Source organism: Allobosea sp. CS1GBMeth4 (genome assembly GCF_900185715.1).
Classification (GTDB): Bacteria; Pseudomonadota; Alphaproteobacteria; order Rhizobiales; family Beijerinckiaceae; genus Allobosea.
In genome coordinates this window covers 1-12903 of record NZ_FYAS01000045.1, presented here as the reverse complement: position 1 = coordinate 12903, position 12903 = coordinate 1, and the positions used below count along the sequence as shown (strand labels likewise).

Genomic DNA, 12903 nt, shown 5'->3' with positions numbered 1-12903 from the left:
GAGGGCCAGCCGCCGGCTCCATACATCACCGCCGATGAACAGAGGACAACAGCCGGCATGCCCCGCAGCTTCGTGCTCTGCGCCGACGACTTCGCCTTGACCGAGGGAGTGAGCCGCTCGATCCTCACGCTGCTCGCCGCCGGCAAGCTCTCCGCGACGGGAGCGATGACCAATCGGCCGCACTGGCGGAACCTGGCGGGCGAGCTTGCGGCGTTCTCGGGCAAGGCCGATCTCGGCCTGCACCTCAACCTCACCTGCGCGGCGCCGCTCTCGGCGATGCCGACCGTCGCGCCGCGCGGCGCGCTGCCGAAACTCGGCGAGCTCGCACCGCTTGCGCTGCGCTCGGGTGCCGCGCGTCGCGAGATCGCGGGCGAGGTCGCCCGGCAGCTCGATGCCTTCGAGCGGCATCTCGGCCGGCAGCCCGACTTCGTCGACGGCCATCAGCACGTGCATGTCCTGCCCGGAATCCGCCGGGCCGTGCTCGACGCCGTGGCCCGGCGCTATCCGCAAGGCTCGGTCTATCTGCGCGATCCCTCCGATTCCGTCGCGGCGATCCGGGCGCGCCGCGTCGCCGTCGGCAAGGCGCTGACGGTCGCCGGGCTCGCCGCCGGCCTGCGGCGCGCTGCGGCCCGGCGCGGCATTCCGACCAATCGCGGCTTTGCCGGCTTCTCGCCCTTCGACGTAAAGCGGCCCTTCGCCGACGATCTCCAGGCCTTCCTCGTCCGGCCGGGGCGGGCGCATCTGGTGATGTGCCATCCCGGCCATGTCGACGACGAGCTCGCGACGCTCGACCCCGTCGTCGCGACGCGGCCGCTCGAACATGCGGCGCTGATGGCTTTCGAGCCGCCGCCGGGTTGGCGCATAGGCCGCCTGGAGGACGCTCTCCGGACGATCTGAGCCGGCATCCGATCGCGAATCCGCCGCCTGAAAGCGAATATTTACCCTGATGGGGGAGGCTGGTGCGTGGAAGCCCCGGCCTATCCGCGGGTCTCGACGTCTGGAGCCTGCCGATAATGAGCGTGATGGCCTGGTTGAAGTCGCGGGCGCGGCGATCGCAGGCGGCGGCCATACCGCAGGTCGGCCAGGTCGAACCGGTGATGCGCTCGCTCAGCAGCCAGATCGCCGGAGCGGCGGTCGCCATCGTGGCGGTCGCCATCGTCTTCGTGGTCATCGCCGCCGCCCGCTACAACGAGGGCAAGACGCGCGGCGATCTCGAGCAGAAGATGATGTCGCTGACGGCGATGATCGCCCATGCCGCGCCGCCGCTGATCCTGGCGCGCGACACGATCACCCTGAGCTACATCCTCGAATCGCTGAAGCGCGATCCCGATTTCGACGCCGGCATCATCGCCGACGACATCGTCGCCCTCGCCACTGCCGGCCGCACCGAGGAGGCGCGACTGTCGCTCACGCCGACCGGTCTCGGCCGGCTGATCGGACGCGACGCCTGGAGCGCGCTCGACGAGCAGGGCACGCTGCGGCTCGAGGACCAGACTTATGTGACGCAGCTGCTCGCCGTGAAGGTCGGCGGCTTCAAGAAGCAGATCGGCTATGTCGCCCTGCGCTTCGACAAGAGCCGGCTGATCGCGCGCGCCGCCTGGGAACAGATTCTGACGATCGGGCTCGGTATCGCGGTCCTCGTCGTTCTCGGACCGCTGCTGTGGTTTTCGCTGTCGCGGGCGATGCGGCCGCTGCAGAGCATGACCCGGGCGATCGTCGGCATCTCCGACGGCAATCTCGATACCCGGATCGATGCGACGGGCCGGCACGACGAGATCGGCGCCATCGCGCGTGCGCTCGGCGTGCTGAAACTGCGCCTCGCCGAGCGTGCGACGCTGCAGGAGCGTCAGCTCGCGACCGACACCGAGCGCCATCGCCACCAGAAGCATATCGAGGAGGCGATCGCGCTGTTCCGCGGCGAGGTCGGGGTCGCGCTCGAGGCATTCAAGAGCAATGCCGACCGGATGGGAGAAGCCTCCGACGGTCTGGCGCGCGTCGCGGCCGAGTCGTCGGAACGCGCTGCCAGGGCCGCCCAGAATTCGCAGGGCGCATCGGCCAATGTCGAGAGCGCCGCCCAGGCGGCCGAGGAGATGGGGGCGGCCATCCGCGAGGTCGAGTTCCAGGTGCGCCGCGTCCGGACCGAGATCGTCGAGGCCGCCTCGGTGTCCCGCGACACGGCGGGCTCCGTCCAGGCGCTGGATGAGACGGCGCGGGCGATCGGGGAGGTGGTGAGCCTGATCCGCGACATCGCGGCCCAGACCAATCTGCTCGCGCTCAACGCCACGATCGAGGCGGCCCGTGCCGGCGAGGCGGGACGCGGCTTCGCCGTCGTCGCGGCCGAGGTGAAGAGCCTCGCCTCCCAGACCGCCGACGCCACCGACCGCATCGTCAGCCAGGTCGGTGCCATCCAGGGGGCGACGACCGAGGTCGTCGACGCGATCCAGAACATCGCCAGCCGGATGGGCGCGATCGAGAACTTCGCCAATTCGGTCGCGACCTCGATCGAGCAGCAATCGCTCGCCACCGGCGAGATCGCCAGCGGCGTCGCCATGGCGAGCACCTCCGCGCTCTCGGTCTCCAGCGACCTCAGCGTGCTGGCCGACAGCGTCGAGGAGACCGGGCGTTCGGCCGAGCAGGTCCGGCATGCGGCCGGCGAGGTCTCGGCCCAGGCCATGCGGCTCGATTCGACCGTCGACCAGTTCCTGAAGCGCGTGGCCGCCTGACCCCGGCGCAAACGAAACGGGGCCCCGAAGGGCCCCGTATTGTCCGTCCGCTCGATCCGGCGCTTAGGCCTTGGCGCCGTCGTAGAGCTCGGCGACGTAGTCCCAGTTCACCAGGTTCTCGAGGAAGGCCTTGAGATAGTCCGGGCGACGATTGCGGTAGTCGATGTAGTAGGAGTGCTCCCAGACGTCGACGCCGAGGATCGGCGTGCCGCCATGGACGAGCGGGCTCTCGCCGTTCGGGGTCTTGCTGACGGCGAGCTTGCCGCCCTTGACCTCGAGCCAGGCCCAGCCGGAGCCGAACTGGCCGACGCCGGCGGCGACGAAGTCTTCCTTGAACTTGTCGACGGAGCCGAAGGACTCCGTGATCGCCTTCTCCAGCGCGCCGGGCAGCTTGCCGCCGCCGTTCGGCTTCATCCACTTCCAGAAGTGGAGGTGGTTGTAATGCTGGCCGGCATTGTTGAACACGGCCGGGTTCTTGCCGTAGGAGCCCTTGACGATCTCCTCGAGCGACTTGCCCTCGAATTCCGTGCCCTTGATCGCGTTGTTGCCGTTGTTGACGTAAGCCAGATGGTGCTTGTCGTGATGGTACTCCAGCGTCTCCTTCGACATATAGGGCTGGAGGGCGTCATGCGCGTAAGGAAGATCGGGCAGGGTAAAGGACATAGGGCCTCTCCTTGGGCTGTCGAAATCGCGACGTGAGAATGGCTGCAACGACGCAACGCATGGGCAATGACTGCCCGGCGGAACACCCGCCATTCGCCTGTTAGTTAAGCCCGCAGCCTCGCAGCGGCAACCGCCGAGACTGGAGAATTCCGGCAGGGTGGGGCTGCGTTGCAACGGCTGGGCGGGCTGGGTGGTTCGGTTGGCAATACGGCATGGTATCGATAGGTTAACTGCCGAGGCGGCAAGCTGTCGCAGCTCGCCCAGCCTTAAAGGAGCAAGCGTTGGTCAGGCTTTTCGTGGTTCTCGGGCTCGCTCTGCTGGCGGGCGGCGCCTATGCCATCGTCGATGGTTGGCCTTATCTCGTCCTGGAGCGTGGCTTCACCGAGGTCATCCTCGGGGCTCTGGCTGCAATCGCAGGCTTGATCCTGCTCGCGCTCGCTGTGGTGCTCGCGGAGGTCCGGCGGCTGAAGGCACTGGTCAGCGGCGTCATGGCGACTGCCGCTCCGGTCGAGCCGCGCTATGAGCCTGGCCCACCTGCGGACGTCGCGCCGGCGCGCGCTGAGCCCACGCTCGAACGGGAGCGCCAGCCCGAGACGGGGCATGTTGGCATCGCGACCACGCTCGCGGCAGGGGCCGGTGCCGCAGTGCTGGCCGGGGCGCTCACCGGTCCGGCGAGAAGCGAGGAGCAGCCGGCCGAGACGGCTACGGAGGATGCACAGGAAACGTCCGGCACCGATGACGTCCGGGCGGCCGACGCCCCGGCTGAGGCGGAGCCGCCGTCGCCCTCGGCGACGGCCGAGACGATCGACGACTGGCTGCTGCCGCCGGCGCCAGCGACGCTCGACGCTCCCGCGGCTGTGAGGGCGGATGAGCGCCGCGAGCCCGAGGATATCGATCGGGCCGCCGCGGCCGAGGAGGGCGAGCCGCTCGAGCCCGCGGCCATCGGCGACGCCGCGCCGCGCCCGGGCGATGACGGCGCGAGCGGCAAGGGAGAGCTCGCTGACGCAGCCGTGAGTGAGACCAGGGCGGAGCAGGCGCCGGTCGGCGGCGTCGAGCCGACACAGGCTGCGACGCCGGGGCCGGATGAGGAGGACCGGCCGTGGTGGCCGCGCATCGACCGCCCCGCAAGCGAAGCCGCCGCCTCCGTCGGCGACGAGTTCAGCGCCCTGCGCGAGCAGCTCGTCGGCGCCGTCGATGCGCCGTCCGCTCCGGAGATCGCGCCGCCGCGGCGCGACCGCGATGCTCTCGCCGATTTCGGCGGCTGGGCAGCACCGCGGCCCTGGCCGCCGGTGACCCAGCCGCGCGACCCCAGCGCCCTGGCCGATCTCGAAACCGAGGCGGCCGCCAAGGCGCCGGCTGCGGAAGCCGAGACCGCGCCGGCCGTGGCCGGCGAAGAGCCTGCCGCGCCCGAAGCCGAAACGCCGGACGAGCCGGCGGAGATCTCGGCCCCGGCCGAGGCCGCTCCGTCAGCCGCGGACGAGGCGGCGCCGGTCTCGGAGACCGGGCCGGAGCAGACGCCGGCGGCCTCGGAGGAGGGCGTGATCGGCGCCTATCAGGTCGGCGAGACGCAATTCACCATGTATGCCGACGGCTCGATCCATGCCCGCACCCCGGATGGCGACTACACCTTCGCCTCGATGGACGAGCTGAAGGCCTATCTCGCCAGCGAGAAGGACAAGCTGGAGCCTAGGGCCGGATCCGATCAGATTGAACCGATCTGATCGGTGAATCCGTCTCTCACTCTTCGCTTTGGATCACGCTGCATTTGGAGGATTCCGTCCAGATTCAGTGTGTCTAGCTCGAACTGACCGGCCTGCCGGCCGCCTTCAGGTCGCCGGCCGCCGCCGCGATGGCGAAGGCATAGGCGAGGGCGGTGTCCTTGAGCGAGTCGAAGCGTCCCGCCGCGCCGGCATGGCCGGCGTCCATGTTCGTGTGCAGCATGACCGGGCCGCCGCCGGTCATCCTGGCGCGCAGGCGAGCCACCCATTTCGCAGGCTCCCAATAGGTGACGCGCGGATCGGTGAGCCCGCCCGTCGCCAGGATCGGCGGATAGACCTGCGCCTTGACGTTGTCATAAGGCGAATAGCTCAGGATCGTCCGGAAGGCCGCCTCGTCGCGGATCGGGTCGCCCCATTCCGGCCACTCCATCGGCGTCAGCGGCAGGCTCTCGTCGAGGATGGTGTTGAGCACGTCGACGAAGGGCACCTCGGCGATGATGCCGGCGAACAGCTCCGGCGCGAGATTGGCGACCGCTCCCATCAGCATGCCGCCGGCGCTGCCGCCCTGGGCGACGATGCGGCCGCGGCGGGTGAAGCCCTCCGCCGCCAGCATCTCGCCGGCGGCGATGAAGTCGCTGAAGCTGTTGGGCTTGTTCTGGCGCTTGCCGTCGAGATACCAGCCCCAGCCCTTGTCCGTGCCGCCGCGGATATGGGCGATGGCGTAGACGAAACCGCGATCGACCAGGCTGAGCGGCCGCGTCCGGAAGGAGGCCGACATCGCCGAGCCATAGGAGCCGTAGCCGTAGAGCAGGCACGGCGCCGAGCCGTCGCGTTTCAGATCGCGCCGGTGCAGCAGCGAGACCGGTATCTTGGCGCCGTCCACGGCCGTGGCGAAGATGCGGCGCACGACATAGGCGTCCGGATCGTGGCCGGAGGGCACCTCCTGGCGCTTCACCAGCACCCGCTCCCCGGTCGCAAGGTCGTAATCGTAGGTCTCGGCCGGGCGCGCCATCGAGGCGTAGATGAAGCGCAGCCGGTCGGTCTCGAACTCGTAGCCGGCGTCGATGCCGAGCCCATAGGCTTCCTCGGCGAAGGCGATGCTGGCCTCCGCCCCGCTACTGAGGTCGCGTATGACGATGCGCGGCAGGCCGTCCTCCCGCTCCAGCCGGATCAACCGGCCGGCGAGGCAAAGATGGCTGAGGACGAGACGGCCGCGCTCATGCGGCACGAGATCGGTCCAGTTCGACGGCGACGGGTCGGCCAGTGGCGCGCGCACGATCTTGAAGTCTTCGGCCCCGTCCGCATTGGTCAGGATCAGCAGCTCGTCGCCATGGTGTTCGACGCTGTATTGCCGGCCCGTCTGCCGCGGTGCGATCAGCCTCGGCCTGCCCGCCGCGTCCTGGAGATCGACCAGCCTGACCTCCGAGGTCTCGTGGTCGCTGCTGGAGATCAGCAGGAAGCGGCGCGACTGCGTCTGGTCGATATCGGCGAACAGGCCGGGATCGGTCTCCTCGTAAAGCAGTTCGTCCTCGCTCTGCGGCGTACCGAGCCGATGGCGCAGGACCCGCGTCGGCCGATGGTCGGCGTCGAGCGCGACATAGACGAAGGCGCGGGAATCGGCGGCCCAGATCATCTCGCCGGATGTCTCGGCGATCGCGTCGGGCAGGTCTTCGCCGGTGGCGAGGTCGCGGATCCGGATCAGGTAGAGCTCGGACCCGGCCTCGTCGGCGCTCCAGGCGAGCAGGCGATGGTCCGGGCTGTGCTCGGCGTCGCCGAGATCGAAGAACTCCTTCCCTTCGGACAGGGCGTCGGCATCGAGCATGATCTGCTCGCGGCCGGCCTCGTCGCCCTTGCCCCGGCGCGGCTTGCGGCAGATCAGCGGGTGCTCGCCGCCGCGTCGATAACGGCTGTAATAGAGGAACGGCCCATCCGGCTGCGGCGGCTCGCTGTCGTCCTCCTTGATCCGTCCGCGCATTTCCTTGACGAGCGTGCGCTGGAGCGCCCGCGTCGGCGCCATCAGCTTGTCGCACCAGGCGTTTTCCGCCTCGATATGCGCCCGGATCTCCGCGGGAAGCGCCTCCGGATCGCGCAGCACGTCCCGCCAGTTCTCGGCCCGCAGCCAGGCGTAATCGTCGATCAGTGCGACGCCGTGCACGACGCGGCTCTGCGGACGGATGGCGGGGACCGGCGGGGCGGTGACCCTGCGCTGGCTAGTCATGCGTGGTCTCCAGGCTTGATTTGACCGCTTCGAAAAAGACGAGGTCCCGGTCAGGAACGCTTCCTCCTGCCGGTGACGACAGGTAGAGGTCGGTGCCGACACTGACAAGGACAACCTTGTGGCGCAAATGCTGCAACCGAAAGCGCATTGGTTACGATTTCGGTCCGCAAAATCAGCAATAATACGGCAGAGCGAATGTATTCGAATCCTTGTCAAGGCACTTGCGATATTGATGCGTATGGCTTAGACGAGTTCCGGCTGGTCCGTTTTGCATGATTCTATTCCGGTGGAGATTCGACCATCCGTCGGCGGAGATCAGGGAGGGCGCTCGCGCCTGGAAACAGAGCTGGCGCAGTCATCGCTATGACCGGTCAAGATAACAATGGAGCAACGCCATCATGGCTGACCAAGACGGTGCCGATTTCATCGAGCTGACGGCAGATATCGTTTCCGCCTACGTGTCGAACAATTCCGTTCCCGCGTCCGATTTGCCGGCGCTGATCAACGATGTCCACGCTGCACTCAATCGCGTCGTCGGCGGCGCAGCGCCGGTTGCCCCGGTCGAGGCGCCGAAGCCGGCCGTTGCGGTGAAGAAGTCGATCACGGCAGATTATCTGATCTGCCTCGAGGACGGGAAGAAGTTCAAGTCGCTGAAGCGCCATCTGCGCACGCAGTACAACATGTCGCCCGAGCAGTATCGCGAGAAGTGGGGTCTGCCGCCCGACTACCCGATGGTCGCGCCGAACTATGCCGAAGCGCGCTCGCAGCTGGCAAAGAAGATGGGCCTGGGCCAGCAGCGTCGCAAGCGCCGCTGACCTGCCGCAGGTCCCGCCGGCACCATCGCCGGCCGACAAGGCCGCCGGTTCTGCCGGCGGCTTTTTTCGTGCGCCCTGGCCGGCCACCCAAATCTGTCAGGAGCCTGTCACAGGGAAGCGGAACGCGCTTGCCATTTCGAGTATAGGAATATAACCCTAATTCGATCTTCGCGGTTGAGTTGGGCAGGGCGGCGCTCGCAATGGAACATAGCATGAACAAACTGATTGCCAAGCGGTCTGATGCGATGCATCGCCGCGCCGTCGCGCGGCTGGCCGAGGCCGCCGCCTGCGGCGCGCTCCGGGTCCCGGCGGCGGCGCTGCGACGAGAGCGCGGCGGAACACGCAGTGTCGCTTTCGCCCGGCAGATGGCGATGTATCTCGCCCATGTCGTCTTCGGCCTGACGATGACGCAGGTGGGCTGCTGCTTCGAGCGTGATCGGACCACCGTCCGTCACGCGTGCGCGCTGATCGAGGACCGGCGTGACCGGCCCGCTTTCGATCTCGCCGTCGGGGCCCTGGAGGCCGGGCTGATGAGCCTCGCACTCGGGTTCGAGGCCGAGCCGCTGGTGGAGATGGCACGATGAGCGGGACCGATGATCGGACCGAGGCGCCCTCGCGCCTGCTGCGGCACCTCAGCAGACCCGGCGCCTATGCGATCGCCTCGCCGATCGGTTGCGGCCGCATCGCCCTTTACCGTCGCCACGCCGGCACGACGCTGGGCGCGGGCTATGCACCGGCGCCGGAGGCCGAGGCCCTCGTCGCCGCCGGCTTCGCGGCCTGGTGCGTCGAGGGCGGGAAGCGTCTGCTGCGCCTGGCGGAGGCCGAAAGGCCGCGTGCGACCACGGTCGTGATGGCCGATGGGCAGGCGCAACAGGTCGTCCTCGACGAGCGCGAGAGCCCGCTGCTCTGGCTCCACCGCCGTCCCGGCAAGGATGGCGCGCCGCAGATCTCGGCGGCCGAGTTCGCCGCCGGCGAGCGTTTCCGGGCCGACCTGACCCTGGCGCAGATGCTGCCGCGGGTGACGGTCAACTGGGATGCCGGCCTCGCCGCCGGCACGCATGCGCCGGCGCGTGGGCCGGCCGAGGCATCCGATTCCAGCCTGGCGGCGCGCCAGCGCGTGCGCAACGCCTGCAAGCGGCTCGGCCCGGAGCTTTCCGGCCTGGCGATCGATGTCTGCGGTTTCCTCAAGGGACTCGATCAGGTCGAGCGCGAGCGCAAATGGCCGGCCCGTTCCGCCAAGGTCGTGCTGCGCCTGGCGCTCTCGGCGCTCGCCGAGCATTACGGCCTGGGCGGGCGGCCGAACGGCCGCGGGAGCCGCCATGATGCATGGCTCGCCTCGGATGCGCGGCCAGCGTTCCCGCCACGCGGCCCGGACGCCGGCTGATCGCGCCGGCGCGTCAGCCGAGCGCGGCGCGAGCGTCGCTCTTGATCCGCTCCATCATGGCGCGCACGCCGTTGGAGCGCTGCGGCGTCAGATGAGCCGCCAGTCCGAGCCGCTCGTAGATCGCGAAGGCGTCGGTGGCCAGGATCTCCTGGGCCGTGTGTCCGGAGTGGATGGCGATGGCGAGCGCGACCAGGCCGCGCACGATATGGGCGTCGCTGTCGCCGCGGAAATGAAGGCGCCTGGTCTCTCCGGGCTCCCCCTCGATGCGGGTCTCGAGCCAGACCTGGCTGGCGCAGCCGCGTACCTTGTTGGCGTCGCTATGCGCCTCCTCGGGCAGCGGCGCGAGGCTGCGCCCGAGCTCGATCAGATAGCGATAGCGGTCGTCCCACTCGTCGAGCAGCTCGAAATTGGCGACGATCTCGTCGAGGCTTTCGCTCATGACCTGCGCTTCCGGCTCCGGCCCCATCCTGCCGCCGCCGGTGGGCGGCGCTGGCGAGCCTCTTCGGCCGCCCGCGCGGCGAGGTCAAGCGTCAGCGCTGTCGCGGCCGGGCCTCGTCGCTCCTGGCCGCGGCGCTTGCGGCGAGTGCGAGGACCCGGGCGCGGGTCTCGGGTTCCAGCCCGGCGAGCACCTCGGCCGCCTCGCGCAGGCTGGCCGCACCTTGCAACGCGGCCTTCGGATCGATCCTGGCGAGAACCGCGATCGCGGCCGCGGCGTCGATGGTCAGCGCATCCGGCTCGGTCTTCGTGCCGTGCACGGGCGAATTCAGCGCGATCACGCCGACGATCGCGAGGCTGCGCAGAAGATAGGCCATGCTCGCCCCCGTGCCGTTACAGGCTCCCCAGCCCGTGAATGCCCTGACCCTAGCGCATGGGTCGAAAGATCCGGTGTTCCCGAAAGCGTCGATTTGAATCGAAGCCGACGGATCGTCTTCAGCTTCCGTTCACCTTGCCGGCAACAACCGCTTGCCTTCCGGACAGCCTGCGATGCCGGCGCAAGCCATTGCAAAACAAGATCTCTTCTGGTTGCCGGGCCGCTCCTCGGCATGTCGCGGCCCGGGGCTCTTTAAGCCCCGCTTAAACGGCAGACGCGAGGATCGGGACAAGAAGGCGAGGCGAAAGCGCCGAGATCCGGCAGAGGTGCGCGTTTGCGGTTTTCCAGTTTGAGGACGGCGGTCAGGGCGCAGGTCGCGGCGATGGTTCATCCATCGGCGCTGGCCGATTCGCTCGAGCGCATGCGTCACGAGCGCTTCATGCTGACGAGACTTGCCGCCTCGACCATCGCGCTCAGCCTGGTCCCGGCCTATGTCGCCTGGCGCGGTCGCGTCGGGGCGCTCGAGCTCCTCGTCATCGTCGCGATGGCGCTTCCTCTGCTGGCGATCTTCCTTCTCTCGCGGACGGGCCGCCTCGACCTCGCCCATGGACTCTCGGGTGCGGCCATGATGCTGCTGATCGGCTCGCTCGCCTGCATGACCGGCGGAGCGGCGTCGCCGATGCTGCTCTGGCTCGCCGCGATCCCGGCCGAAGCCCTGTTCTTCGGTTCGCGGCTCCATGTGGCGCGCGCCGCCGTGATCGCGGCGATCGGTCTGGGCGCCGTCGTCGCTCTTCAGGCCGCCGGCGCGATCGGCGAGCCGGCGGCCTGGGCCTGGCAGGCGATGCCTGCCCTGTCGGCCGTCGCGATCCTGCATGCGACCCTGATCACGGCCGGCTTCCTCCATCGCCGCGACGACGAGCTGCGCGAGCATCGCGCCTCTGATGCGCGCGCGCGGCTGATGCTCGAGCATGTCGGCGACCTCGTCACCTGGCATGATGCGGCGGGCTCCGTCGTCTTCGCCAACGAGGCTGCTCGCGGCCTGACCGGCGCGGAACCGGGCCAGCTCTTCGGCCGTGGCCTGTTCGAGCGCGTCCACATCGCCGACCGGCCGCTCTTCCTGAAAGCGCTGAACGACGCCGCGCACGGTCCCGGCCGGGCCAGCGCCTGCTTCCGCGTCCTGTTCGTCCCGGCCGGCGTCGGCGCCGAGCTGCCGGCGAGCCCGGTCGTGCGCTGGCTCGATCTCAGCGCCCGGCGCATCGAGCAGGCCGGGACGCGGGGCGGCGCCGCCGTCGTCTGCGTCAGCCGCGACGTGACCGACCGGCATGCCGTCGACGAGGAGCGTGAGCGGACCCACGCCGAGGCGGTCAAGGCGAGCGACGTCAAGGGCCAGTTCCTGGCGACCGTCAGCCATGAGCTGCGCACTCCGCTCAACGCCATCATCGGCTTCTCGGAAATGCTGGGGAGCGATCTGGGCGCCACCTTCAGCCCGGCGCAACGCCAGGAATACGCCAGGATCATCCACGATTCCGGCCAGCACCTGCTCGATGTGGTCAACACCCTGCTCGACGTCTCGAAGATCGAGAGCGGGGCGATGTCGATCGAGCAGGACGCCCTCGACATGGCCGAGCTCGCCGAGGATTGCTGCAACGTCGTCGCGCTCAAGGCCAAGGCCGGCGCGGTCGCGCTCGAGCGCGTCATCGGGCCGGAGCTGCCGCCCCTGCTCGGCGACAGGCGGGCCCTCAAGCAGGTGATGCTCAACCTGCTGTCGAACGCGATCAAGTTCACGCCGGCCGGCGGCCGCGTCACGCTCGCCCTGGTGCGTGACGGCGGTATGATCGACCTGTCCGTCTCGGATACCGGCATCGGCATCGCGGCGGCGGACCTGCCGCGGCTGGGCGACCCCTTCTTCCAGGCCAAGTCCTCCTATGATCGCGGCCATGACGGCACTGGCCTCGGCCTGTCGGTGGTGCGTGGCCTGGTCGGCCTGCATGGCGGCACGCTCACCATCGAGAGTGCGCCCGGCGTCGGCACCCGTGTCGGGGTCCGCCTGCCGGTCGGCGGCGTCTCCGCAGCGAGCGAGCCGGCCCGGATCGCGACCTTCGCCCGCGCGCCGCGCCGCGGGCTCGAAACCAAACAACCCATTCGCCTGACCGCCTGACCGAGAGTTGAAGACCGATGTCAGCCACGCTCGCCGCCCGCGCCCGCTCCGATGCGACGCTGTCCATCCCCGCCCGTCGCCCCGCCGGCCGGCGCGCCGCGCCATCGCTGCTGGCGCGGTTCCTGCGCTGGTTCGCCCGGCGCCCGGGGCGCGGTTTCGTCGTGTTGCTCTTCGCGGCGGTCTCGGTGCTGATCGTCCTGAATGCGGTCCTGTTCCAGAAGGGCCGCCATCCGGCGCCGATGCTGTCGCCGCCTTCGCAGTCGGCCGCTCGTCCGGCGGAGACGCGGCGGGCCGAGACGCCTGCCGTCGCCGAGCCGTCGAGCTCGGGCGGGCCGGCCCTGCAGGCGGTGATGCCGCCGGCCCGGCCCGGCACCCTGGCGCCGGCCGCTCGCGAGGCGGCGCCGCGTCCGCCG

Annotated in this window: 11 protein-coding genes and 1 pseudogene; 8 read left to right on the top strand and 4 right to left on the bottom strand. The window is 69.5% G+C overall.

Annotated elements, in window-relative coordinates:
• Window positions 1-57: 57 nt before the first annotated feature.
• Window positions 58-897: a ChbG/HpnK family deacetylase gene (locus CS1GBM4_RS22050; RefSeq protein WP_186420914.1), complete on the top strand. Its 840-nt coding sequence runs from the start codon at window positions 58-60 to the stop codon at window positions 895-897.
• Between the two features lie 116 nt (window positions 898-1013).
• A complete protein-coding gene (locus tag CS1GBM4_RS22045) occupies window positions 1014-2723 on the top strand; it encodes a HAMP domain-containing methyl-accepting chemotaxis protein (RefSeq protein WP_186420913.1) in 1710 nt (569 codons plus the stop codon).
• A 63-nt stretch (window positions 2724-2786) separates the two neighbouring features.
• Here the strand turns inward: CS1GBM4_RS22045 and CS1GBM4_RS22040 are convergent, their stop codons facing one another.
• Window positions 2787-3386, bottom strand: coding sequence for a superoxide dismutase (locus tag CS1GBM4_RS22040; protein ID WP_186420912.1), 600 nt, complete (start codon window positions 3384-3386; stop codon window positions 2787-2789).
• A gap of 281 nt (window positions 3387-3667) precedes the next feature.
• On the opposite strand from CS1GBM4_RS22040, the gene CS1GBM4_RS22035 reads away from it, so the two are divergent.
• Window positions 3668-5107, top strand: coding sequence for a hypothetical protein (locus tag CS1GBM4_RS22035; RefSeq protein WP_186420911.1), 1440 nt, complete (start codon window positions 3668-3670; stop codon window positions 5105-5107).
• A gap of 73 nt (window positions 5108-5180) precedes the next feature.
• Here the strand turns inward: CS1GBM4_RS22035 and CS1GBM4_RS22030 are convergent, their stop codons facing one another.
• Window positions 5181-7322, bottom strand: coding sequence for a S9 family peptidase (locus tag CS1GBM4_RS22030; RefSeq protein WP_186420910.1), 2142 nt, complete (start codon window positions 7320-7322; stop codon window positions 5181-5183).
• 398 nt (window positions 7323-7720) lie between these two features.
• Here CS1GBM4_RS22030 and CS1GBM4_RS22025 point away from each other — a divergent pair, with 398 nt between their 5' ends.
• From CS1GBM4_RS22025 to CS1GBM4_RS22015, 3 genes are all read left to right on the top strand, one after another.
• On the top strand, window positions 7721-8137 hold the full coding sequence (locus CS1GBM4_RS22025; RefSeq protein WP_186420909.1) for a MucR family transcriptional regulator: 417 nt from the start codon (window positions 7721-7723) through the stop codon (window positions 8135-8137).
• Between the two features lie 212 nt (window positions 8138-8349).
• Entirely contained in the window at window positions 8350-8721 is a 372-nt protein-coding gene (locus CS1GBM4_RS22020; RefSeq protein ID WP_244607350.1) for a helix-turn-helix domain-containing protein, read from the top strand.
• Window positions 8718-9521 (top strand): DUF6456 domain-containing protein, encoded by an 804-nt coding sequence (locus CS1GBM4_RS22015; protein WP_186420908.1) that lies wholly within the window; start codon window positions 8718-8720, stop codon window positions 9519-9521. Before CS1GBM4_RS22020 ends, CS1GBM4_RS22015 begins: the two co-directional genes overlap by 4 nt.
• A gap of 13 nt (window positions 9522-9534) precedes the next feature.
• Here the strand turns inward: CS1GBM4_RS22015 and CS1GBM4_RS22010 are convergent, their stop codons facing one another.
• Both CS1GBM4_RS22010 and CS1GBM4_RS22005 read right to left on the bottom strand, forming a co-directional pair.
• Window positions 9535-9960, bottom strand: a complete 426-nt coding sequence (locus CS1GBM4_RS22010; RefSeq protein ID WP_186420907.1) for a SufE family protein — start codon at window positions 9958-9960, stop codon at window positions 9535-9537.
• Window positions 9961-10051: 91 nt separating this feature from the next.
• Window positions 10052-10333, bottom strand: coding sequence for a hypothetical protein (locus CS1GBM4_RS22005; protein WP_186420906.1), 282 nt, complete (start codon window positions 10331-10333; stop codon window positions 10052-10054).
• Between the two features lie 381 nt (window positions 10334-10714).
• Here CS1GBM4_RS22005 and CS1GBM4_RS22000 point away from each other — a divergent pair, with 381 nt between their 5' ends.
• Window positions 10715-12490: a PAS domain-containing sensor histidine kinase gene (locus CS1GBM4_RS22000; protein ID WP_186420905.1), complete on the top strand. Its 1776-nt coding sequence runs from the start codon at window positions 10715-10717 to the stop codon at window positions 12488-12490.
• 17 nt (window positions 12491-12507) lie between these two features.
• Window positions 12508-12903, top strand: a pseudogene (locus tag CS1GBM4_RS21995) (hypothetical protein); the annotation flags it as partial.

Bases quoted from the DNA above. Each gene is read 5' to 3' on its own strand.
- CS1GBM4_RS22005 (WP_186420906.1), bottom strand. From the start codon at position 10,333: ATGGCCTATCTTCTGCGCAGCCTCGCGATCGTCGGCGTGATCGCGCTG.
- CS1GBM4_RS22050 (WP_186420914.1), top strand. From the start codon at position 58: ATGCCCCGCAGCTTCGTGCTCTGCGCCGACGACTTCGCCTTGACCGAG.
- CS1GBM4_RS22045 (WP_186420913.1), top strand. From the start codon at position 1,014: ATGAGCGTGATGGCCTGGTTGAAGTCGCGGGCGCGGCGATCGCAGGCG.
- CS1GBM4_RS22030 (WP_186420910.1), bottom strand. From the start codon at position 7,322: ATGACTAGCCAGCGCAGGGTCACCGCCCCGCCGGTCCCCGCCATCCGT.
- CS1GBM4_RS22025 (WP_186420909.1), top strand. From the start codon at position 7,721: ATGGCTGACCAAGACGGTGCCGATTTCATCGAGCTGACGGCAGATATC.
- CS1GBM4_RS22010 (WP_186420907.1), bottom strand. From the start codon at position 9,960: ATGAGCGAAAGCCTCGACGAGATCGTCGCCAATTTCGAGCTGCTCGAC.
- CS1GBM4_RS22015 (WP_186420908.1), top strand. From the start codon at position 8,718: ATGAGCGGGACCGATGATCGGACCGAGGCGCCCTCGCGCCTGCTGCGG.
- CS1GBM4_RS22020 (WP_244607350.1), top strand. From the start codon at position 8,350: ATGAACAAACTGATTGCCAAGCGGTCTGATGCGATGCATCGCCGCGCC.
- CS1GBM4_RS22000 (WP_186420905.1), top strand. From the start codon at position 10,715: ATGGTTCATCCATCGGCGCTGGCCGATTCGCTCGAGCGCATGCGTCAC.
- CS1GBM4_RS22040 (WP_186420912.1), bottom strand. From the start codon at position 3,386: ATGTCCTTTACCCTGCCCGATCTTCCTTACGCGCATGACGCCCTCCAG.